20 protein-coding genes are annotated in these 20,612 nt (G+C 64.7%); 11 read left to right on the forward strand and 9 right to left on the reverse strand.

From position 1 onward, the window contains the following. Positions 1-176 precede the first annotated feature (176 nt). Complete coding sequence (locus DN388_RS24060; protein WP_043860970.1) at positions 177-1,670, reverse strand: CoA-acylating methylmalonate-semialdehyde dehydrogenase; 1,494 nt, start codon at positions 1,668-1,670, stop codon at positions 177-179. 62 nt (positions 1,671-1,732) lie between these two features. Continuing rightward, complete coding sequence (locus DN388_RS24065) at positions 1,733-3,079, reverse strand: aspartate aminotransferase family protein (protein ID WP_255002503.1); 1,347 nt, start codon at positions 3,077-3,079, stop codon at positions 1,733-1,735. Positions 3,080-3,203: 124 nt separating this feature from the next. Here DN388_RS24065 and DN388_RS24070 point away from each other — a divergent pair, with 124 nt between their 5' ends. From DN388_RS24070 to DN388_RS24090, 5 genes are all read left to right on the forward strand, one after another. Further along, positions 3,204-4,121 (forward strand): LysR family transcriptional regulator, encoded by a 918-nt coding sequence (locus DN388_RS24070; RefSeq protein ID WP_043860968.1) that lies wholly within the window; start codon positions 3,204-3,206, stop codon positions 4,119-4,121. A gap of 100 nt (positions 4,122-4,221) precedes the next feature. Continuing rightward, positions 4,222-4,881 (forward strand): TetR/AcrR family transcriptional regulator, encoded by a 660-nt coding sequence (locus DN388_RS24075; protein WP_043860967.1) that lies wholly within the window; start codon positions 4,222-4,224, stop codon positions 4,879-4,881. Between the two features lie 9 nt (positions 4,882-4,890). After that, positions 4,891-5,475 (forward strand): YigZ family protein, encoded by a 585-nt coding sequence (locus DN388_RS24080; protein WP_043860966.1) that lies wholly within the window; start codon positions 4,891-4,893, stop codon positions 5,473-5,475. Between the two features lie 361 nt (positions 5,476-5,836). Then, positions 5,837-6,523, forward strand: coding sequence for an SDR family oxidoreductase (locus tag DN388_RS24085; RefSeq protein WP_043860965.1), 687 nt, complete (start codon positions 5,837-5,839; stop codon positions 6,521-6,523). A 115-nt stretch (positions 6,524-6,638) separates the two neighbouring features. Next, positions 6,639-7,994, forward strand: coding sequence for an 8-oxoguanine deaminase (locus tag DN388_RS24090; protein ID WP_255002508.1), 1,356 nt, complete (start codon positions 6,639-6,641; stop codon positions 7,992-7,994). A gap of 4 nt (positions 7,995-7,998) precedes the next feature. Here the strand turns inward: DN388_RS24090 and DN388_RS24095 are convergent, their stop codons facing one another. Beyond that, a complete protein-coding gene (locus DN388_RS24095; RefSeq protein WP_043860963.1) occupies positions 7,999-9,084 on the reverse strand; it encodes a calcium:proton antiporter in 1,086 nt (361 codons plus the stop codon). Between the two features lie 146 nt (positions 9,085-9,230). On the opposite strand from DN388_RS24095, the gene DN388_RS24100 reads away from it, so the two are divergent. After that, positions 9,231-10,184, forward strand: a complete 954-nt coding sequence (locus DN388_RS24100) for an adenosine deaminase (RefSeq protein WP_255002514.1) — start codon at positions 9,231-9,233, stop codon at positions 10,182-10,184. A 58-nt stretch (positions 10,185-10,242) separates the two neighbouring features. Here the strand turns inward: DN388_RS24100 and DN388_RS24105 are convergent, their stop codons facing one another. Both DN388_RS24105 and DN388_RS24110 read right to left on the reverse strand, forming a co-directional pair. Then, entirely contained in the window at positions 10,243-10,971 is a 729-nt protein-coding gene (locus DN388_RS24105) for a helix-turn-helix transcriptional regulator (protein ID WP_043860961.1), read from the reverse strand. Between the two features lie 356 nt (positions 10,972-11,327). After that, positions 11,328-12,248, reverse strand: coding sequence for a LysR family transcriptional regulator (locus DN388_RS24110; RefSeq protein WP_043860960.1), 921 nt, complete (start codon positions 12,246-12,248; stop codon positions 11,328-11,330). A gap of 110 nt (positions 12,249-12,358) precedes the next feature. On the opposite strand from DN388_RS24110, the gene DN388_RS24115 reads away from it, so the two are divergent. Together DN388_RS24115 and DN388_RS24120 are read left to right on the forward strand one after the other, a co-directional pair. Next, entirely contained in the window at positions 12,359-13,372 is a 1,014-nt protein-coding gene (locus tag DN388_RS24115; protein WP_255002519.1) for a zinc-binding alcohol dehydrogenase family protein, read from the forward strand. 114 nt (positions 13,373-13,486) lie between these two features. Beyond that, positions 13,487-13,651: a sensor domain-containing protein gene (locus DN388_RS24120; RefSeq protein ID WP_116052671.1), complete on the forward strand. Its 165-nt coding sequence runs from the start codon at positions 13,487-13,489 to the stop codon at positions 13,649-13,651. On the opposite strand, the gene DN388_RS24125 is transcribed toward DN388_RS24120, so the two are convergent. Both DN388_RS24125 and DN388_RS24130 read right to left on the reverse strand, forming a co-directional pair. Beyond that, positions 13,635-14,816, reverse strand: a complete 1,182-nt coding sequence (locus DN388_RS24125; RefSeq protein ID WP_255002522.1) for a multidrug effflux MFS transporter — start codon at positions 14,814-14,816, stop codon at positions 13,635-13,637. The two genes, DN388_RS24120 and DN388_RS24125, sit on opposite strands and share 17 nt — an antisense overlap. 252 nt (positions 14,817-15,068) lie before the next feature. Then, positions 15,069-15,269, reverse strand: coding sequence for a heavy-metal-associated domain-containing protein (locus DN388_RS24130; RefSeq protein WP_043860957.1), 201 nt, complete (start codon positions 15,267-15,269; stop codon positions 15,069-15,071). Between the two features lie 136 nt (positions 15,270-15,405). On the opposite strand from DN388_RS24130, the gene DN388_RS24135 reads away from it, so the two are divergent. Genes DN388_RS24135 through cueR form a run of 3 tightly spaced genes read left to right on the forward strand, consistent with a single transcriptional unit; the run spans position 15,406 to position 18,647 of the window. Further along, positions 15,406-15,792, forward strand: coding sequence for a hypothetical protein (locus DN388_RS24135; RefSeq protein WP_054916634.1), 387 nt, complete (start codon positions 15,406-15,408; stop codon positions 15,790-15,792). Positions 15,793-15,846: 54 nt separating this feature from the next. Beyond that, complete coding sequence (locus DN388_RS24140) at positions 15,847-18,249, forward strand: heavy metal translocating P-type ATPase (RefSeq protein WP_058540777.1); 2,403 nt, start codon at positions 15,847-15,849, stop codon at positions 18,247-18,249. Then, the gene (cueR, locus tag DN388_RS24145; protein WP_043860954.1) at positions 18,246-18,647 is read left to right on the forward strand and encodes a Cu(I)-responsive transcriptional regulator; all 402 of its coding nucleotides are present in this window, start codon (positions 18,246-18,248) and stop codon (positions 18,645-18,647) included. The genes DN388_RS24140 and cueR overlap by 4 nt, the downstream gene beginning before the upstream one ends. Positions 18,648-18,651: 4 nt before the next feature. Here cueR and DN388_RS24150 read toward each other — a convergent pair whose 3' ends face one another. Both DN388_RS24150 and DN388_RS24155 read right to left on the reverse strand, forming a co-directional pair. Next, on the reverse strand, positions 18,652-19,545 hold the full coding sequence (locus DN388_RS24150; RefSeq protein ID WP_043860953.1) for a PA4780 family RIO1-like protein kinase: 894 nt from the start codon (positions 19,543-19,545) through the stop codon (positions 18,652-18,654). Positions 19,546-19,737: 192 nt separating this feature from the next. Beyond that, the gene (locus DN388_RS24155) at positions 19,738-20,529 is read right to left on the reverse strand and encodes a helix-turn-helix domain-containing protein (protein WP_054916636.1); all 792 of its coding nucleotides are present in this window, start codon (positions 20,527-20,529) and stop codon (positions 19,738-19,740) included. Positions 20,530-20,612: the final 83 nt, after the last annotated feature.

Raw genomic sequence — 20,612 nt, forward strand, 5'->3', positions numbered from 1 at the left:
ATCCAACTCATTGATATTCAAGGAGTTTTTCGTTCCTGCTACGCTGGAAGTGGGGCGAAGTATAAAGACTTCTGGAAACCCGTCAAGCGCTATTCGCAATAAATCTGTCACATCGGTCAAAAACGCTGAAAAACAAAAGAGGGAGGCCTTGCGGCCTCCCTCCTTTCAGCCCGCCCTCAAAGGCTTGGGAATGCGAACTGCGATGCTTCATGGCTGGCGCGCTGCGGCCAACGCTGGGTGATCGCCTTGCGCCGGGTATAGAAGCGCACGCCATCCGGGCCGTAGGCATGCAGGTCGCCAAACAGCGAGCGCTTCCAGCCACCGAAGCTGTGATAGGCCACCGGCACCGGCAACGGAACGTTGACCCCCACCATGCCCACTTCGATCTCGTCGCAGAACAGACGCGCCGCTTCCCCATCACGGGTGAAGATGCAGGTACCGTTGCCGTATTCATGATCGTTGATCAACTGCATGGCCTGCTCGAGGCTATTCACCCGTACCACACACAGCACCGGGCCGAAGATCTCTTCCTTATAGATACGCATCTCGGGGCTGACCCGATCGAACAGCGTACCGCCCACGAAGTAACCTTGCTCATGCCCCGCAACACTGTAGCCGCGGCCGTCCACCACCAATTCGGCACCGGCGGCCAGGCCGTCATCGATATAGCCAACCACCTTGTCGCGCGCAGCCGCAGTCACCAACGGCCCCATGTCCAGACCGCAACTGGTACCGGCACCGATCTTCAGCGCCTTGATCTGCGGCACCAGCTTGGCCACCAGTGCATCGGCCACCTGGTCACCCACGCACACCGCTACCGAGATTGCCATGCAGCGTTCACCGCACGAACCGTACGCCGCGCCCATCAGTGCGCTGACCGCGTTGTCCAGGTCGGCATCGGGCATCAGCACCGCGTGGTTCTTCGCACCACCCAGCGCCTGCACACGCTTGCCACGACGAGTGCCCTCGGCATAGATGTACTCGGCAATCGGCGTGGAGCCCACAAAGCTCAGCGCCTTGACCTCTGGGGCTTCGATCAGCGCGTCCACCGCCACCTTGTCGCCATGCACCACGTTCAGCACGCCCTTGGGCAAGCCGGCTTCCAGCAACAGCTGGGCAATGAACAGCGACGAGCTCGGATCGCGCTCGGACGGTTTGAGAATGAAGCAGTTGCCACAGGCAATCGCCAGCGGGTACATCCACAGCGGCACCATGGCCGGGAAGTTGAACGGGGTGATCCCCGCAACGATGCCCAGCGGCTGGAAGTCGGACCATGCATCGATGTTCGGGCCCACGTTGCGGCTGTATTCGCCTTTGAGCACTTCGGGGGCAGCGCAGGCGAACTCGACGTTCTCGATACCGCGCTTGAGTTCACCCGCCGCATCCTCGAGGGTCTTGCCATGCTCTTCGCTGATCATCTGCGCAATGCGCGACTCGTTCTGCTCAAGCAGTTGCTTGAAGCGAAACATCACCTGGGCCCGCTTGGCCGGCGGGGTATTGCGCCAGGCCGGGAATGCCGACTTGGCCGAATCGATGGCCTGCTGCACGGTTTCCCGGCTGGCCAGCGCCACCTTGCGTACCGCCTGGCCGGTGGACGGGTTGAACACATCGGCGGTGCGCTCACCGCTGGAAACCATTTCACCGTGGATCAGATGCTGAACAATGCTCATGCAGAACTCCAGAAAGGGGGTTCAGGCGCGGCACCGCGCGCCTGCTTATATAAAGAGAAGGATCAGCCGACCTGGTTGATCGCTTCGCCCACCGCATCGAACAGGCGATCCAGTTCTTGCGGGGTGGTGTTGAAAGTCGGGCCGAACTGCAGGGTGTCGCCGCCGTAGCGAACATAGAAGCCGGCGTTCCACAGCTTCATGGCGATCTCGAACGGACGCACGATGGCATCCCCGTCCCGCGCGGCAATCTGGATGGCACCGGCCAGGCCGTAGTTGCGAATGTCGACGATGTTCTTCGCGCCCTTGACTCCGTGCAGCACACGTTTGAAATGCGGTGCCAGGTCGGCAGCCGACTGCACCAGGTTCTCCTTCTCCAGCAGGTCGAGTGCAGCCAGGCCGGCAGCGCAGGCAACCGGGTGCGCGGAGTAGGTGTAGCCGTGCGGGAATTCGACCGCGTATTCCGGGGTCGGCTGGTTCATGAAGGTCTGGTAGATCTCGCTACTGGCGATCACCGCGCCCATCGGGATGGCGCCGTTGGTAACCTGCTTGGCGATACACATCAGGTCGGGCGTCACACCAAAGGCGTCGGCACCGAACATGGCACCCATACGGCCAAAACCGGTGATCACTTCGTCGAAGATCAGCAGAATGTTGTGCTGGTCGCAGATCTCGCGCAGGCGCTTGAGGTAGCCCTTGGGCGGTGGCAGTACACCGGCGGAGCCGGCCAGCGGCTCGACGATCAGTGCCGCGATGTTCGACGCATCGTGCAGCTCGATCAGCTTGAGCATCTCGTCGGCCAGGGCGATACCGCCCTCCTCCGGCATCCCCTTGCTGAATGCGTTGCCCGGCAGCAGGGTGTGCGGGATATGGTCCACATCCAGCAACTGGCCGAACATCTTGCGGTTGCCGTTGACGCCGCCCAGGCTGGTGCCGGCGATGTTCACGCCGTGGTAGCCACGGGCACGGCCGATCAGCTTGGTCTTGGTCGCCTGGCCTTTGAGGCGCCAGTAGGCACGCACCATCTTCAGCGCGGTATCGGCGCATTCGGAACCGGAGTTGGTATAGAAGACGTGGTTCAGGTTGCCCGGGGTCAGGTCGGTGATCTTCTCGGCCAGCTGGAACGACAGCGGGTGGCCGAACTGGAAGGCCGGCGAATAATCCAGCACACCCAGCTGACGCGACACCGCTTCCTGAATCTGCTTGCGGGTATGCCCGGCGCCGCAGGTCCACAGCCCCGACAGCGCATCATAGATCTTGCGCCCCTTGTCATCCGTCAGGTAGCTGCCTTCAGCGGCGACGATCAGGCGCGGGTCGCGCTGAAAGTTGCGGTTGGCGGTATAGGGCATCCAGTGCGCATCCAGCTTGAGCTGGCTGGCAAGGCCGAGGGGAGCGTTTTCAGGCAGATTCATGGGACAAACCTCGCAAGGCAATGAGCAACATGAGGGAGGCAAACGTTGTTGCAGCTAAGTTGTCACGGGGATAAAGTCTGAAAAAGCCTACTTTTCTAATCTTCAGTTAGCTGGACACTAAACTATGAGCCGTCGCCCGGAGCCGCTTGCGCAGGTCAGTGATTTCGACATCCGCCTGTTGAAAATCTACCGCAGCGTGGTGGAATGCGGCGGCTTCTCCGCAGCCGAGAACGTGCTGGGCATCGGCCGCTCGGCCATCAGCCAGCAGATGAGCGACCTGGAGCAACGCCTGGGCCTGCGCCTGTGTCAGCGTGGCCGTGCCGGGTTCTCGCTGACCGAAGAGGGCCGCGAGGTGTACCAGAGCGCACTGCAACTGCTCGGCGCGCTGGAAAGCTTTCGCACCGAAGTCAACGGCCTGCACCAGCACTTGCGCGGCGAGCTGAACATCGGCCTCACCGACAACCTGGTGACCCTGCCGCACATGCGCATCACCCATGCCCTGGCGCAGCTCAAGGACCGGGGGCCGGAGGTACGCATCCAGATCCGCATGATCGCTCCCAGCCAGGTCGAACAGGGCGTGCTCGACGGCAGCCTGCACGTCGGCGTGGTCCCCCAGACCAGCCCGCTGTCGGGGCTCGAGTACCAGCCACTGTACAGTGAGCGCTCACTGCTCTATTGCGCGGTCGGGCACCCGCTGTTCTATGCCGATGACCGCCAGCTGGACGACGACCGCCTCAACAGCCAGGACGCGATCGCCCCCACCTTCCGCCTCCCGGCCGAGATCCAGGCCCAGTATCAGGACCTGCACTGCACCGCCAGCGCCTCGGACCGCGAAGGCATGGCGTTCCTGATTCTTACCGGGCGCTACATCGGCTACCTGCCCGACCACTACGCCAACGCCTGGGTACAGCAGGGGCGCCTGCGCGCCCTCAAACCCGACGAACGCTTCTATGACCTGAGCCTGTGCTGGGTTACCCGCAAGGGACGGCGCCCGCACCTGGTGCTCGAGAGCTTCCTGGACAGCCTGGCGGCCACCCGCTGATGCGGTTTATCGGCTTTTTCGCCGATGAGCGCTTGCCCGCCTGCCACGGCTGGGTTATCAGTGCATGTGCCACACTACCCCGCTCTGTCCGGAATCGCCCATGACCTTCGAAGTCCCCGCACACCGCCTCCAGGCTGCCAGGCCTGCCGGCCGTATCCGCCAGAAGAACGAGCAGGCCATCATCCAGGCTGCCGAAGACGAGTTCGCCCGTCACGGCTTCAAGGGCACCAGCATGAACACCATCGCGCTGAACGCCGGGCTGCCCAAGGCCAACCTGCACTATTACTTCACCAACAAGCTGGGCCTGTACGTGGCGGTGCTGAGCAACATCATCGAGTTGTGGGACAGCACCTTCAACACCCTGAGTGCCGACGACGACCCGGCCGAGGCGCTGAGCCGCTACATTCGCGCCAAGATGGAATTCTCGCGGCGCAACCCGCAGGCCTCGCGGATCTTCGCCATGGAGATCATCAGCGGCGGCCAGTGCCTGACCGACTACTTCAGCCAGGACTACCGCGACTGGTTCAAGGGCCGGGCCGCCGTGTTCGAAAGCTGGATGAATGCCGGCAAGATGGACCGCCTCGACCCGGTACACCTGATCTTCCTGCTCTGGGGCAGCACCCAGCACTATGCCGACTTTTCCACACAGATCTGCCAGGTAACCGGCCGCAGCCGCCTGACCAAGCAGGACATGGAAGACGCCAGCAACAACCTTATCCACATCATCCTCAAAGGCTGTGGCCTGACCCCACCGAACTGAACCCTGCTTATGCCTTTTACCCTGTTGGACACTTGCGAGTTTCGCGAAGAGATCCGCAAGAGCCGCTTCATCACCCTGGCCGGCCCCATCAGCAGCCCGGCCGAGGCCCAGGCCTTCATCGAACGGCACAGCGACCTGGCCGCCACCCACAACTGCTGGGCCTGGAAACTGGGGGCGCAGTACCGCAGCAGCGACGACGGCGAACCCGGCGGTACGGCCGGGCGCCCGATCCTGGCGGCCATCGAGGCGCAGGACTGCGACCAGGTAGTGGTGCTGGTGATTCGCTGGTACGGCGGCATTCAGCTGGGCACCGGTGGCCTGGCCCGGGCCTATGGCGGTGGCGCCAACAAGTGCCTGCAACAGGCCGAAAAGCGCCTGCTGGTAAGCCGTGTCGAGCTGCACTGCAGTTGCGCATTCAGCGAACTGGCCCTGCTCAAGCTACGCGTCGCCGAAGCCGACGGCCTGGTGATGGACGAGCAGTTCACCGCCAACGGTGTCGACCTGTTGCTGGCGCTTGGCGAGGAGCAGATCGAACCGGTGCAACGACAACTGGCCGACCTGAGCCGCGGGCGCATTCTGCTCGAACGGCGCTGACACTTGCCCACATCCACTGTGGGCCCGGCTGTGGATAACCTCTTAGCACTCGGCTGCAGCCCTTCTGGATCAAGGCTCGCAGAGAAACGATCATATTTTGATCAAGATTTGATGACAGGCCATCAAGCGGCGTCGAATCAGTGACTTATCCCCAGCCAGGTGTCCTTTAGGGCCGGCTCCATGGCCACAAAACCGTGCCTGGCGCTTGCACACAAATACTGTGGAGCAAGCTGTGGATAAACCGTGAGCGCCTGCGCCAAAGGCCTGCCGGCCAATGCTCAGCGTCGATTGATCATTTTATGAGCAGCCTCCAGGCCATGCTACGCTGCGTATCCTCTGCCCACCTGTACGGAGTTATCCCATGACCGCCCCCAAAACCGCACTGATCATTGGCGCATCCCGTGGCCTGGGCCTTGGCCTTGTGCAGCGCCTGCGCGAGCAGGGCTGGAACGTGACCGCCACCGTTCGGGACCCTGCCAGGGCCCCTGCGCTGGCCGCGGTGCCCGGCGTACAGGTCGAGACCCTGGAAATGAACAGCACCGATCAGCTCGATGCACTGCAGGCGCGCCTCAAGGGTCAGACCTTCGACCTGCTGTTCGTCAATGCGGGGGTCAAGGGCCCTGATGACCAGAACCCGGAGCGGGTACAACTGGCGGATATCGGCGAACTGTTCATGACCAACAGCGTCGCGCCGATTCGCGTGGCGCAGCGCTTGAGCCCGCAGCTCAACGACAAGGGTGGGGTGATCGCCTTCATGAGCTCGGTGCTGGGCAGCGTGAGCATCCCCGACGCGCCCGACCTGGCCCTGTACAAGGCCAGCAAGGCGGCGCTCAATTCCATGATCAACAGCTTCGTCGTGCAGCTGGGCGACACCGGCCTGACCGTGCTGGCCATGCACCCGGGCTGGGTCCAGACCGACATGGGCGGCGAAGGCGCTGAAATCGACGTGCCTACCAGCACGGGCGGGATGGTTGAACAGGTCACCCTCAACAGCGGCAAGGGTGGCCTGCATTTCATCAACTACAAGGGCGAAAAACTGATCTGGTGATCTGACGCGCGGTGGGTGTAGACTCGGCCCTTCGCCCACCGCGGCGGACCTGGATCAGCAGACAGGGCAACACTGAGCTGGCTAACCTGAACCCACTTTCAGAGGAGCCGGCACCATGCCTGCGACCCGTATCTGGTTGAAAAACCCGCTTGCCATCTTTACCGCCAACACCCTCGACGCCCGTGGCGGCCTGGTGCTCGAAGGCGGCATCATCCGCGAAGTCCTCGGCCTCGGCCAAACCCCCGCCACACCTTGCCAGCAGACCTTCGATGCCCGTGAGCACGTGGTACTGCCAGGCCTGATCAACACCCACCACCACTTCTACCAGACCCTTACCCGTGCCTGGGCTCCGGTGGTCAACCAGCCGCTGTTCCCCTGGCTCAAGACGCTGTACCCGGTGTGGGCCCGGCTCACCCCGGCCAAGCTGGAGCTGGCGACCCAGGTAGCCCTGGCCGAACTGCTGCTGTCGGGCTGCACCACCGCTGCCGACCACCACTACCTGTTCCCCGACGGCCTGGAAAACGCCATCGACGTACAAGTGGAGAGTGTGCGCAAACTCGGCATGCGCGCCATGCTCACCCGCGGTTCCATGAGCCTGGGTGAAGCCGATGGTGGCCTGCCACCGCAGCAGACGGTGCAGCAGGGCGAGGTGATCCTGGCCGACAGCCAACGACTTATCCACAGTTACCACGAGCGTGACGCGGGCGCGCAGATCCAGATCGCCCTGGCCCCCTGCTCACCGTTCTCGGTCACGCCCGAAATCATGCGCGCCAGCGCGACCCTGGCCCAAGAGCTGGACGTGCGCCTGCACACGCACCTGGCCGAAACCCTCGACGAGGAAGACTTCTGCCTGCAGCGCTTTGGCCTGCGTACCGTCGACTATCTGGACAGTGTCGGCTGGCTCGGCCCGCGCACCTGGCTGGCCCACGGCATCCACTTCAACCCCGACGAGATTGCCCGCCTGGGCGCCGCCGGCACCGGCATCTGCCATTGCCCCAGCTCCAACATGCGCCTGGCATCGGGCATCTGCCCCACCGTGGAACTGACCGACGCGGGTGCGCCAGTGGGCCTGGGTGTGGATGGCTCGGCCTCCAACGATGCGTCCAACATGATCCTCGAAACCCGCCAGGCCCTGTACCTGCAGCGCCTGCGCTACGGTGCCGAGGCCATTACCCCCGAGCGCGTGCTGGGCTGGGCCACACGAGGTTCGGCGCAACTGCTGGGGCGCGACGACATCGACGAGCTGGCCGTGGGCAAGCAGGCCGATCTGGCCCTGTTCAAGCTGGATGAACTGCGTTTTTCCGGCAGCCATGATCCGCTCTCCGCTCTGCTGCTGTGCGGTGCCGACCGAGCCGACCGGGTGATGGTCGGCGGCCGGTGGCGAGTGATCGATGGCCAGATCGAAGGGCTGGACGTGAAGGGCCTGATCGCCGATCACCGCCAGGCCGCCGCGCAACTGATCGCCGGCTAGGCAGCTACAGGCCCAGCAGCGCCAGCATGATGAACGTGGCGAACAGCACGAAGTGGGTCATACCCTCGATCGCGTTGGTTTCGCCATCGTTCAGGTTGATGGCGCTGACGATCAGCGTGATGAAGATCATCACCGTCTGCACCGGGGTCATGGCCATCTGGAACGGCTGACCGGTGTACAGGGCCATGGCCTCCATCAGCGGCACGGTGAGGATCACCGTCGACAGCGAGGCCCCCAGGGCGATGTTGACCACCGATTGCATGCGGTTGGCCAGCGCCGCGCGCAATGCGGTGAGAATCTCCGGCGCGGCAGAGATGGCCGCCACCACGATTGCCGTCAGTACCGGCGGTGCTCCGCTGCCCTCCAGGCCATAGTCCAGGGTCTTGGACATGACTTCGGCCAGCAGGCCGATCACCACCACCCCCGAAATCAGAATCGCGATCGATCGCGCCTTGTGGCCGCCCGGCGTACCTGCCACCGGGTCGCGGCGTTTCTTCTGCGGGTAGCTGTAGCTGAAAAAGTAGCTGTGCGGCCCCACCTGCATGCGCAGAAACAGCGTATACAGCACCACCATCGCGCCGATGGTGAAGGCCGAATACAGATGCCACTGGGCTTCGGGAATGAACTCGGGCACCACCATCGACACGCCCATCGCGGTCATGATCATCACGCTGTAGGTGCGTGCCGAATCGTCGTTGTAGCTCTGCTCGCCGTGCTTGAGCCCGCCCATCAACGCGGCCAGGCCCAGGATCCCGTTGATATCGAGCATCACCGCCGAGTAGATGGTGTCGCGCACCAGCGTCGGCGAGGCCTCATTGCTCATCATGATGGCCAGGATCACCACCTCCACCAAGACCGCCGAGAGGGTCAGGATCATGGTGCCGTAGGGGTCGCCGACCTTTTCCGCCAGCAGCTCGGCATGCTGTGCAACCCGCATCGAGGCGCACACGATCGCCCCCACCAGCGCGAACCCGGCCAACAACGCCACGCCATGGCCGTGCCCCAGCAACAACGGCTCCAATGGCCAGGCCAACAGGGCGGTCACCACGGCCAGCAGCAAGAGCTTTTCCTGGGTCAGTAGCTTGAGCATCGGCGGCCTTGAACAGAAGGGGTGTGGCTAGAGACTGTAGCTGCTGTGGAAGGTTTCCTGCTGCCGGACCATCCGGCCAGGTTTCGCGCCGCCCCTCGTCAACCGCTGTAGAATGGCGCGCAACCGCTCCTTGATGAGAACACGCTATGTACGACTGGCTTAACGCGCTGCCCAAGGCAGAATTGCACCTGCACCTAGAGGGATCGCTCGAGCCCGAACTGCTGTTCGCTCTGGCCGAACGCAATGGCATCGCCCTGCCCTGGAACGATGTGGAGGCCCTGCGCGCGGCCTATGCGTTCAACAACCTGCAGGAGTTCCTCGACCTGTACTACCAGGGCGCCGACGTGCTGCGCACCGAGCAGGACTTCTACGATCTTACCTGGGCCTACCTGCTGCGCTGCAAGGCACAGAACGTGATCCACACCGAACCGTTCTTCGACCCCCAGACCCATACCGACCGGGGCATCCCATTCGAGGTGGTACTGGCCGGCATCAGCGCAGCCCTCAAGGATGGCCAGCGCAAGCTGGGCATCAGCAGTGGCCTGATCCTGAGCTTCCTGCGCCACCTGAGCGAAGACGAGGCCCACGCCACCCTCGATCAGGCCCTGCCCTTTCGCGATGCCTTCATCGCCGTGGGGCTGGACAGCTCGGAGCAAGGCTACCCGCCCAGCAAGTTCCAGCGCGTGTTCGACCGCGCCCGTAGCGAAGGCTTCCTGACGGTCGCGCACGCCGGCGAGGAAGGCCCGCCCGAGTACATCTGGGAAGCCCTGGACCTGCTCAAGATCCAGCGTATCGACCACGGCGTGCGCGCCATCGAGGACGAGCGCCTGATGCAGCGCATCATCGACGAACAGATCCCGCTGACCGTCTGCCCTCTGTCCAACACCAAGCTGTGCGTGTTCGACCACATGCGCGAACACAACATCCTCGAGATGCTCGAACGTGGCGTGAAGGTCACGGTGAACTCGGACGACCCAGCCTATTTCGGTGGCTACGTGACCGAGAACTTCCATGCCCTGCATACCCACCTCGGCATGACCCAGGACCAGGCCAGGCGTCTGGCGCAGAACAGCCTGGATGCGCGCCTGCTCAAGCCCTGACCTCTGCGCGGGCAGGTCGACCCATCACCGGTGGGTCGGCCTTGCCCGCCACCTGCGGCTACTCCCCCACCGCCAACGGCATGGGCGACTGTGCAATCAGCGGGATTTCACGCAACCCGGCGGGGGTGACGTGCAAGGCGCGCGAGTCACCGTTCATGCGCACCCAGCCCGACTGCACGAAAAGCCTGAGCAGGCTGCTGCCCAGGGCCCCGCCCAGGTGCGGGCGCTGCTCGCTCCACTCGCTGCAGCAACTGCACGCGCTGCAGGCTCTGCCCTCGCGCAGTGCCAATGCCTCGACGAAGATGCCAAAGTCGGCAAAGTGCAGGCGCCCCAGCGAGCTGACCTCCAACTGGCGGTCGCAAAGCTCCAGCCACTTGGCTTCCTGCAAGCGCTGGTAAAGGTCGGCCGCCAGCTCACCGCCCAGGTGGTCACGGCACAAGCGTGCGCGGCGCATCGCCAGCGGGATCCCCGGCGCCTCCCGGCTGACACGCACGCCCTGACGAAAATGCTCGCGCACCGGCACACTGGCCAGCGCCTCCACAGCGGCGCCCACCTCCGGGGCTGCCAGCCGAAAATACCGTTTGCGCCCGCGCGCCTCTATCTTCAGCAGCCCCCCTGCCAGCAGGCGCCCAAGGTGAGCGCAGGTGGAAGAAGGTGTCAGGCCGGTCATCCTGGCCAACTCGTCGGAGGGGCGGGCCAGACCGTCGATCAAGGCCCACAGCATGGCGCTGCGCTTGGGGTCAGCCAGCAGGCTGGCGATCACACTGATACTTGCTACAGGTTTCATATCTGCACTCCCTGCGGATTCCGAAGACGTAACTTGCCCGCCCCTGCAATGGAAACGTCTCTTGCTGGTAACGACTGCGGGGGCAAGTATATGCCGGCCTGTAAGCACTTAAACGGCCTCTATCTCCGGCAAAATTGCCCGTTTTGGGCAACCATGTGGCCTTCTGCAAAGGTCACTTTCGGGTGACGGGCCTTCCGCCCCTGGCACCACAGCCGCATGGGGGCGGCTTTCCCTGCAGAGCGAGGGTTGCGCTCAAGGGCCGATGAGCGCGCAACACCCTACATCCAAGGTAAACAAGTCATTCAACCTAAAATGAAATGTATGACCCTGATCCAGCGCCCGACAGGCGGCCCTGCCTAGCCGGTCATCGCCAGCAGCGGCTCCAGCAGGTGCCGGCATCTGGCCTTGAGTTCGTCGCGCAGCAACTGCACCGGCTTGCCAAGCTGCGCCCGGTGGGTGCACAGCAGATTCAGCGGCGCAGCTTCACCCCGCACCCCGGGCAGCAGCACTTCGAGGCGCCCGGCCTTCACATCGGCTGCCACATCCAGCCAGGACTTGTAGGCAATGCCCACACCTGCCACGGCCCAGCGCCGTACCACGTCGGCGTCGTCGCAAAAGCGGTCGCCACGCACCAGCACCGTCTGTGTCGCGGCCCCGTCACTGAAGCGCCACTGGTCATGCACACGGCCACCCAACTGGTACAGCAGGCAGTTGTGCTCGGCCAGCTGTGCAACCGTCGCCGGTTGGCCATGGCGCGCCAGATAATCAGGTGCGGCGCACAGCACCCGGCGGTTGTCGGGGCACAGGGGCAGCGCCACCAGGCTCGAGTCTTCGGGGGTGCCGTAGCGCAGCGCCACATCCACCGGCTGGCGAAACAGGTCGGCATTGCGATCGCCCAGCAGCAGGCGCACGTTCAGCAACGGGTGCGCCTGCTGCAACTGGTCCAGCCAGGGCAACAGCACATTGCGTCCGAAATCCGACGGTGCCGACAACTGCAGCACGCCGCTCACCTCGGCCTGGCCCTGAGCCAACGCCCGCCGCCCCTCCTCAAGGCTGGCCAAGGCTACCCGGGCGTGGTTGAGGAACCCCTCGCCTTCAGCGGTCAGGCGCAGACTGCGCGTCGAACGGGCCAGCAGCCGCACCTTCAATTGCGCCTCAAGGCGCTTGAGCGCTGCGCTCGCCACTGCCGGCGAAAGGTCGAGCTGGCGCGCAGCGGCCGACAGGCTGCCCAGTTCCGCGGCGCGCACGAACAGTTGCAGATCATCGGTACGCAGCACTTGTCGGCCTCATTATCAAAAACAAATTGAAAGTATCTGCCGTTTTATCGGGTTTTAACCCCAAGTGAAAGCACTGATGATGGCGGCACTCCCCCCTCAAGGACCTCTTCATGAAAGCCATTGCCTACTATCAATCGTTGCCGATCGCCGACCCCGCCGCGCTGCAGGACATCGAGCTGCCCGCCCCGCAGCCTGGCCCGCGCGACCTGCTGGTGCAGGTGCACGCCATCTCGGTCAACCCGGTCGACACCAAGGTGCGCCAGAACGTGCAACCCGAGGCCGGCGTGGCCAAGGTGCTGGGGTGGGACGTTGCCGGTGTGGTCAAGGCGGTGGGCAGCGAGGTCAGCCTGTTCCAGCCTGGCGACAAGGTCTACTACGCAGGCTCCATCGCCCGCGCCGGGGGCAACAGCGAGCTGCACGTGGTCGACGAGCGCATCGTCGGGCACATGCCCCGAACCCTGGGTTTCGCCGAAGCCGCCGCATTGCCGCTGACCGCCATTACCGCCTGGGAGCTGCTGTTCGAACGCCTGCAGATCGCCGAAGGCAAGGCCGACCTGGGCCAGAGCCTGCTGATCGTCGGTGGCGCCGGCGGCGTCGGCTCGATCCTGACTCAACTGGCCAGCCAACTGACCGGGCTCAAGGTCATCGCCAGCGCTTCACGCCCCGAAACCCAGGCCTGGGTAAGGGAGCTGGGCGCCGATGTGGTAGTCGATCACCGTCAGCCCCTGGCCCAGGGCCTGAAGGCGCAGGGTATCGATAGCGTTACCCACGTTGCCAGCCTGACGCAGACCGACCAGCACCTGGACCAGCTGGTCGAGGCACTCGCCCCGCAGGGCAAGCTGGCGCTGATCGACGACCCCAAGCAGTTGGACGTGACCAAGCTCAAGCGCAAGAGCCTGTCGCTGCACTGGGAATTCATGTACACCCGCTCGCTGTTCGAAACCGCCGACATGCAGGCGCAGCACACGCTGCTCAACCGCGTGGCCGAGCTGATCGACGCAGGCACCCTCAAGACCACCCTGGGCGAGCATTTCGGCCCGATCAATGCAGCCAACCTGCGCCGGGCCCATGCGCTGCTCGAAAGCGGTGCAGCCAAGGGCAAGATCGTGCTGGAAGGGTTCTGAGCCCCTCCGGGCCCCGGCATGACCGTCAGTCAGTACACTGACGCCGGTCATGCCGGGGCCCGGTCGCGGCGCTACAATGCTGCTGCATTTACCCAACCACACAGGTAGGCAGCGATGAAGATTATCGTCAGTGCATCAGCCCGCAAACCCGGGTGCCCGTGGCAGGTTCAGCTCGACCAGCATGTGGTCAGCTTTCGCAGTGAGGCCGAGGCTCGCGCCTTTGTCGACACCCTGCAACAACGCTTGCGGGCCCCGCACCCGCTCAAGCAGGTCGGCTGAGCTGCAGGCGTCGGGTCAACATAGCCACGCCCACTGCCGCCGTACCGCACAGGCTGATGACCAGCGCCATCGGCAGCGCGCTGCCGTCATGCAGCACTCCCACCAGGGCAGCCGCACCCGCCGCCACGCTGAACTGCACGCACCCCAGCAACGCCGATGCACTGCCGGCGCGGGCACCCTGCCCGCTCATGGCGCAGGCCGAGGCGTTGGGGATGATGCAGCCAAGGCTGGCAATGCACACGAACAGCGGCACCAGCAACGGCCACAGCGCCTGCGTATGCAGCGCGCTGATTCCCAGCAGCACCAGCCCGGCCGCCAGGTATACCCACACCGTGCGGGCCAGCAAAAAGGCAGGCCCACGCTTGGCCAGCAATCGCGCATTCACCTGCGCCACCAGGATGAAGCCCGCCGCATTGCTGCCGAACAGCCAGCCGTAATGTTCGGCCGGTACGCCATAAAGCTTGATGAACACGAAGGGCGACCCGGCGATATAGGCGAACATGCCGGCAATCGCGATGCCGCCGGTCAGTGCATGCCCCATGAACACGCGGTCCTTGAGCAGGCGCCCGTATTGGCGCAACGCCCCCGACAGCGGCTGGCGTGGTTGGTTGGAAGGCAGGCTCTCCGGCAGGCCCAGGGCAACGGCCAGCGTACAGCCGGCGCTGAACAGGGTGAGCACGAGGAAGATCGACTGCCAGCCATACAGGTTGACCAGCACCCCGCCCAGCATCGGGGCAAGGATCGGCGCCAGGCCCATCACCAGCATCAGTTGCGAGAACACCTTGGCCGAAGCCACTGCATCACACTTGTCGCTGACGATGGCCCGCGACAGCACCATGCCTGCGCAACCACCCAGGGCCTGTACAAAACGCGCGGCGATCAGGGCGTCCAGGCTCGGTGCAAAGGCACAGGCCAGCGACGCCAGGGTAAACAGGGTCACCCCGACCAGCAGCGGAATGCGTCGACCGAAGCGGTCGGCCACCGGGCCATAGGCCAGCTGCCCCAGCGACAGGCCCAGGAAATAGGCCGCCAGGGTGGTCTGGATGTGTTTTTCGTCGGTCGCAAAGGCCAGGGCCATTGCCGGGAAGCCGGGCAAGTAGAAATCGATCGCCAACGGCCCGAACGCACTGAGTGCGCCGAGAATCAGGATGGTGCGCAGGTTCATCGGGAATCCATAGCAGGCTAAGCAAGTGCCTTAGTCTAACCGGGCTGCCATGGATAAGCCGCGAATCTTTTGCCGAATTCGCTGGCACGTGTGCCCCTTGTTGGAGCCGGCCTTGCCGGCGATCGAGCGCGCAGCGCTCGCACACCGGAATGCACAGTGCAGCAGACACACCGCCCATGCAGGGTCGGTAGCCGCTTCGCGCCGGTTCGCCAGCAAGGCTGGCTCCTACAGGCGAAGCGGCTACCGGCTTGTTCAGGCCACAAGCTCGGCCTTGTAACCCTCATCGACAATCGCCTGCACGATCTGCGGCGCCTGCAGCGAACTGTCGACGCGCACCTGCTTGCTGGCCAGGTCCACCTCAACGATGGCCTGTGCATCCTGGCTCTGTACCGCACGGGTCACGGCCTTCACACAGTGGCCACAGGTCATGCCTTGAACAGTGAATACTTGCATGGGAACTACCTCCTTGGGATTTGAGCGCAGTCTCAAGCTTGCCATCGGGACAAGGTCAAGTGCATGCCGAACTGGAAATCCGCGCCAAGCTCGGCCAAGCTGCGCCCTTGTCGAACGATCAGCAGGAGATTCATTCATGGGCAGGGCAGCATTGGGCCTTATCGGTTTGCTCGGGTTGTGCAGCATCGTGCCCCTGGCCAGCGCCGAAGGGCCGTCGGACTACAGCGTGTTGATCATTTCCCGCGAGCGTCTGGAGGTCGCCACGTCCTGCGAGATCGGCATCTATCTCAACGACCAGCTGTCGGCGCGACTGTTCCAGGAACACTCCACCTCGTTCAACCTGCCGGGCGGCCCGGTGAACGTGCGCCTGCGCCTGCTTCCCGGGCAGGCACCGGGCTGCAACAACGGCATCGAGAACCAGCGCAGCACGCGAATCAACGTACTGGCGGGCCAGGTCAACAAGTACCGCATCGTCATGGACAACAATGGCCTCAGCCTGAAGAAGGCCGCTCTGGGCTATTGACCTTGCCAATGGGGTAAGGTTGATGCTTGGCGCCTGTCCAAGGAGGAGAGCCCCATGTCCGCATCAACCACCTTCGATCTGCCGATTCAAGGCATGACCTGCGCCAGCTGCGCCGGTCGTGTCGAGCGCGCCCTGCGCAAAGTCGCCGGCGCCGAACACGTCAGCGTCAACCTCGCTACCGAACACGCCCGGGTGCAAGCCCCTGCCGACGCCCTGCCGGCACTGGTCGACGCCGTCAGCCAGGCCGGTTACAGCGTGCCCGCCCAGAGCCTCGAACTGCAGATTGGCGGCATGACCTGCGCCAGCTGTGCCGGGCGCGTGGAGCGGGCCTTGAACAAGGTGCCCGGCGTACAGCGGGTCAGCGTCAACCTGGCCAACGAGCGCGCGCACATCGAGCTGCTGGGGCAGGTCGACAGCGCGCTGCTGATCGACGCGGTGACCCAGGCAGGTTACACGGCCAGCCTGCCGCAAGCGGGCAAGGCCGACCAGGCCGACGCCGAGCGACGCCTGCGCAAGGAGCGCTGGTCGGTCGGCCTGGCCATACTGCTGGCCCTGCCGCTGGTGCTGCCGATGCTGCTGCAGCCCTTCGGCATCCACTGGATGCTGCCGGCCTGGGCACAGTTCGTACTGGCCACCCCCGTGCAGTTCATCCTGGGCGCACGCTTCTATGTCGCGGCCTGGAAGGCGGTACGCGCCGGGGCCGGCAACATGGACCTGCTGGTAGCCCTGGGCACCAGCGCCGGTTACGGCCTGAGCCTGTACGAATGGGCGCGGGCCACCGCAGGCAGCATGCCGCACCTGTATTTCGAAGCCTCGGCGGTGGTCATCGCCCTGGTGCTGCTGGGCAAGTACCTGGAAAGCCGCGCCAAGCGCCAGACCGCCAGTGCCATCCGCGCCCTCGAAGCCCTGCGCCCTGAGCGCGCCCTGCAGGTGATCGACGGCCAGGAGCGGGACGTACCCATCAGCGCCCTGCGCCTGCATGACCTGGTACGCGTGCTGCCCGGCGAACGCTTCCCGGTGGACGGTGAGGTGATCGAGGGCCAGAGCCATGCCGACGAAGCCCTGATCAGCGGCGAAAGCCTGCCCGTGCCCAAGCAGCCGGGCGACCGCGTGACCGGCGGCGCCATCAACGGCGAAGGCCGCCTGCTGGTAAGTGTGCTGGCCCTGGGTACTGAAACCGTGCTGGCGCGCATCATCCGCCTGGTCGAAGACGCCCAGGCCGCCAAGGCCCCCATCCAGAAACTGGTCGACCGGGTCAGCCAGGTGTTCGTGCCAGCCGTGCTGGTGCTGGCCCTGGCAACCCTGGTCGGCTGGTGGCTGGCCGGCGCGCCAATCGAAACCGCGCTGATCAATGCCGTGGCCGTGCTGGTCATCGCCTGCCCCTGTGCCCTGGGCCTGGCCACACCCACCGCGATCATGGCCGGTACCGGCGTGGCCGCGCGCCACGGCATCCTGATCAAGGACGCCGAAGCGCTGGAGCGTGCCCATGCAGTCAACCGCGTGGTGTTCGACAAGACCGGCACCCTCACTTCCGGCAGCCCGCGCATCGTTCACAGCAAGGCCCAGGGCATCGAGGCAGGCGAACTGCTGCAACTGGCCGGCGCCCTGCAACGCGGCAGCGAACACCCGCTGGCCAAGGCGGTACTGGATGCCTGCCAGGAGCAGGGCCTGACCGTACCCGACATCGACGACAGCCAATCGCTGACCGGCCGCGGCATCGCCGGCCACCTCAATGGCCGCGACCTGGCCCTGGGCAACCGTCGCCTGCTGGAAGAAAGCGGCCTGCAACCGGGTGAACTCGCCACCAGCGCCCAGGCCTGGGAGGCCGAGGGGCGCACCTTGTCGTGGCTGATCGAGCGCGGTGCGCAACCACGGGTGCTGGGCCTGTTCGCCTTCGGCGACAGCCTCAAGCCTGGCGCAGACGCCGCCGTACGCCAGCTGAGCCAACAGGGCATCAGCAGCCACCTGCTGACCGGCGACAACCGCGGTAGCGCCAAGGTGGTGGCCCAGGCCCTTGGCATCAATGACGTGTACGCCGAGGTGCTGCCGGCCGACAAGGCCGCCACTGTTCTCGAACTGAAGAAATCGGGTGTGGTAGCGATGGTGGGTGACGGTATCAACGACGCGCCGGCCCTGGCCGCCGCCGACATCGGCATCGCCATGGGTGGCGGCACCGACGTGGCCATGCAGGCCGCCGGCATCACCCTGATGCGCGGCGACCCGCGCCTGGTACCGGCCGCCCTGGAGATCAGCCGCAAGACCTACGCCAAGATCCGCCAGAACCTGTTCTGGGCCTTCATCTATAACCTGATCGGTATTCCGCTGGCGGCCTTCGGCCTGCTCAACCCGGTGCTGGCCGGTGCGGCCATGGCCCTGTCGAGCGTCAGCGTGGTCAGCAACGCCTTGCTGCTCAAAACCTGGAAACCGCAAACGCCGCCACAGGACGATGCCCCATGAACATCGGACAAGCCGCCAAACGTACCGGCCTGAGCGCCAAGATGATCCGCTACTACGAGTCCATCGGCCTGCTCAAGCCGGCCTCGCGCAGCGACAGTGGCTACCGCCTCTACCAGCAGGACGACCTGCACGCGCTGGCATTCATCAAGCGCTCGCGAGACCTGGGGTTTTCATTGGAGGAAGTGGCCAAACTGCTGACCTTGTGGCAGGACCGCCAGCGCGCCAGCGCCGACGTGAAAGCCCTGGCCAACGAGCATATAGCCGACCTGAACCGGCGCATCGACGAGCTGGTGAGCCTGCGCGATACGCTGAGCGAGCTGGTCGCCCACTGCCAGGGGGACGATCGCCCCGACTGCCCGATCCTCAAGGACCTGGCAGCCGGCAGCTGCTGTCACTAGCGCATTACTGCATCCATGGCGGTGGCGGTTCCTCGGCCTTGGCCGGGCCGTTCTCCGCCTCGGCGCGTGCAGCCTGCCGGCGCGCCTCGTCCAGGCGCGCCGCTTCGATCTCGCGCATCACCCCGTCGACATCGGCGCTGTGCTCGTCCTCCGCGAACTGCCCGCTCAGCGGGCTTTCCGGAGTCAGCTCGCCGGCCTCGTACAACGCCCACATTTCCTTGGCGTAGCGGGTGGCCTTGAGCTCCGGGGCAAACTGGCCGAAGTACCCGGCCATGTTCCCCACGTCGCGCTCGAGCATGCTGAACGCATGGTTGTTGCCGGCCGCATCCACCGCCTGGGGCAGGTCGATGATCACCGGGCCGTCAGGGCCGAGCAGCACGTTGAATTCCGACAGGTCGCCATGCACCAGGCCGGTGCACAGCATCAGCACGATCTGGCGGATCACGAAGTCGTGGTACTCGCGGGCCTGATCGGCCTCCAGGTGCACGTCGTTCAGGCGTGGCGCCGCATCGCCATGGGCATCGGACACCAGCTCCATCAACAGCACGCCATCGAGAAAGTCGAACGGCTTGGGTACCCGCACGCCGGCACTGGCCAGGCGAAACAGGGCTGCCACCTCGGCATTCTGCCAGGCCTCCTCGGCCTCCTTGCGCCCATACTTGGAGCCCTTGGCCATGGCCCGCGCCTGGCGGCTGTTGCGCACCTTGCGGCCCTCCTGGTATTCGGCGGCCTGACGGAAGCTGCGCTTGTTGGCCTCTTTGTAGACCTTGGCGCAGCGCAGCTCGGTACCGCACCGCACCACGTACACCGCGGCTTCCTTGCCACTCATCAGGGGTCGGATGACTTCATCGACCAGCCCGTCTTCTATCAGTGGTTCTATGCGTTTTGGAGTCTTCATCGGCTTTTGTTCTGGGTCCTGTTTTGCCAAACACACGGGTATCACGGGTTGCCGGCCATCGTCTCACAGCCATGAGCCAGATGCGCGCTCACGATACAACAAGGCCCTCAAAGGAAGTGGACCCGATAATGTCCAAATAATTTAATCCCGCCTGCACCGAGTGCCCCCTGGCTTCCCGGACATGGCAGACACTCACTGCCTGAACAGTTCCCCCGGCGTTGCCCCGAACAAGCCCTTGAACGCCACGATGAACGCCGACGTCGACTCATAGCCGCAACCCAGCGCCGCCTGGGTCACACTCTGCCCCTGCTCCAGCGCCTGCAGCGACGACAGCAGGCGCATGCGCTGGCGCCAGCCGCGAAAGCTCAGCCCCGTCTCGCGCTGAAACAAACGCATCAGGGTCTTCTGCGAACGCCCCAGGCGCTCGGCCCAATAGGCCAGGCCGGCGTCCCGCTCCGGGTGCGCCAGCAATGCATTGCACACCTCGAGCAGGCGCGGGTGCTGCGGCAGCGGCAACGAAAAACCCACCTCCGGCAGCCCCTGCAACTGCTCCAGCAGCACCTGCACCAGATGGGCCTCGGGGCTCTCGCCTTCGGCGTAATCCACCGGGAACAGGCAGAACTGCTTGATCAGCTCACGGGCCAGCGGCGTCACCTCCAGCACCCGGCAGCGCGGCCCGGCCCACGCCGCATCGGCCTGACGCACATACAGGCTGCGCATTTCGGCACGAGTCGAGGTAATCACCTCATGCTCCACCCCGGCCGGTATCCACACGCCCCACTGCGGCGGTGCAAAAAAACTGCCCTCGGCGGTGTACACCCCCAGCACCCCGCTGATCGCATAGGAAAACTGTATCCAGTCGTGTCGATGACGCGGCGTCCACGAGCCGGCCCCCAGGCTTTCGGCACGCGCATACAGTGGCCGCGGCAGGGCATCGAGCAGTGGGATTGGGCGTGGCAGCAGATTTTGTCCGTTACTCGGCATCGCTTGGCCTTGTGTCGCGAGACGGAAGAATGGCCACAGGTTAGCCTGCCGCTTCGTTATTACAAGATGATTCGCAGGCCCGC

The organism is Pseudomonas sp. S12(2018) (assembly GCF_024355235.1).
GTDB lineage: Bacteria > Pseudomonadota > Gammaproteobacteria > Pseudomonadales > Pseudomonadaceae > Aquipseudomonas > Aquipseudomonas palmensis.

Excerpts from the sequence above, each read along its gene's own strand:
- DN388_RS24060 (WP_043860970.1), bottom strand. The coding sequence starts at position 1,670 with ATGAGCATTGTTCAGCATCTGATCCACGGTGAAATGGTTTCCAGCGGT.
- DN388_RS24065 (WP_255002503.1), bottom strand. The coding sequence starts at position 3,079 with ATGAATCTGCCTGAAAACGCTCCCCTCGGCCTTGCCAGCCAGCTCAAG.
- DN388_RS24070 (WP_043860968.1), top strand. The coding sequence starts at position 3,204 with ATGAGCCGTCGCCCGGAGCCGCTTGCGCAGGTCAGTGATTTCGACATC.
- DN388_RS24075 (WP_043860967.1), top strand. The coding sequence starts at position 4,222 with ATGACCTTCGAAGTCCCCGCACACCGCCTCCAGGCTGCCAGGCCTGCC.
- DN388_RS24080 (WP_043860966.1), top strand. The coding sequence starts at position 4,891 with ATGCCTTTTACCCTGTTGGACACTTGCGAGTTTCGCGAAGAGATCCGC.
- DN388_RS24085 (WP_043860965.1), top strand. The coding sequence starts at position 5,837 with ATGACCGCCCCCAAAACCGCACTGATCATTGGCGCATCCCGTGGCCTG.
- DN388_RS24090 (WP_255002508.1), top strand. The coding sequence starts at position 6,639 with ATGCCTGCGACCCGTATCTGGTTGAAAAACCCGCTTGCCATCTTTACC.
- DN388_RS24095 (WP_043860963.1), bottom strand. The coding sequence starts at position 9,084 with ATGCTCAAGCTACTGACCCAGGAAAAGCTCTTGCTGCTGGCCGTGGTG.
- DN388_RS24100 (WP_255002514.1), top strand. The coding sequence starts at position 9,231 with ATGTACGACTGGCTTAACGCGCTGCCCAAGGCAGAATTGCACCTGCAC.
- DN388_RS24105 (WP_043860961.1), bottom strand. The coding sequence starts at position 10,971 with ATGAAACCTGTAGCAAGTATCAGTGTGATCGCCAGCCTGCTGGCTGAC.
- DN388_RS24115 (WP_255002519.1), top strand. The coding sequence starts at position 12,359 with ATGAAAGCCATTGCCTACTATCAATCGTTGCCGATCGCCGACCCCGCC.
- DN388_RS24120 (WP_116052671.1), top strand. The coding sequence starts at position 13,487 with ATGAAGATTATCGTCAGTGCATCAGCCCGCAAACCCGGGTGCCCGTGG.
- DN388_RS24125 (WP_255002522.1), bottom strand. The coding sequence starts at position 14,816 with ATGAACCTGCGCACCATCCTGATTCTCGGCGCACTCAGTGCGTTCGGG.
- DN388_RS24130 (WP_043860957.1), bottom strand. The coding sequence starts at position 15,269 with ATGCAAGTATTCACTGTTCAAGGCATGACCTGTGGCCACTGTGTGAAG.
- DN388_RS24135 (WP_054916634.1), top strand. The coding sequence starts at position 15,406 with ATGGGCAGGGCAGCATTGGGCCTTATCGGTTTGCTCGGGTTGTGCAGC.
- DN388_RS24140 (WP_058540777.1), top strand. The coding sequence starts at position 15,847 with ATGTCCGCATCAACCACCTTCGATCTGCCGATTCAAGGCATGACCTGC.
- cueR (WP_043860954.1), top strand. The coding sequence starts at position 18,246 with ATGAACATCGGACAAGCCGCCAAACGTACCGGCCTGAGCGCCAAGATG.
- DN388_RS24150 (WP_043860953.1), bottom strand. The coding sequence starts at position 19,545 with ATGAAGACTCCAAAACGCATAGAACCACTGATAGAAGACGGGCTGGTC.
- DN388_RS24155 (WP_054916636.1), bottom strand. The coding sequence starts at position 20,529 with ATGCCGAGTAACGGACAAAATCTGCTGCCACGCCCAATCCCACTGCTC.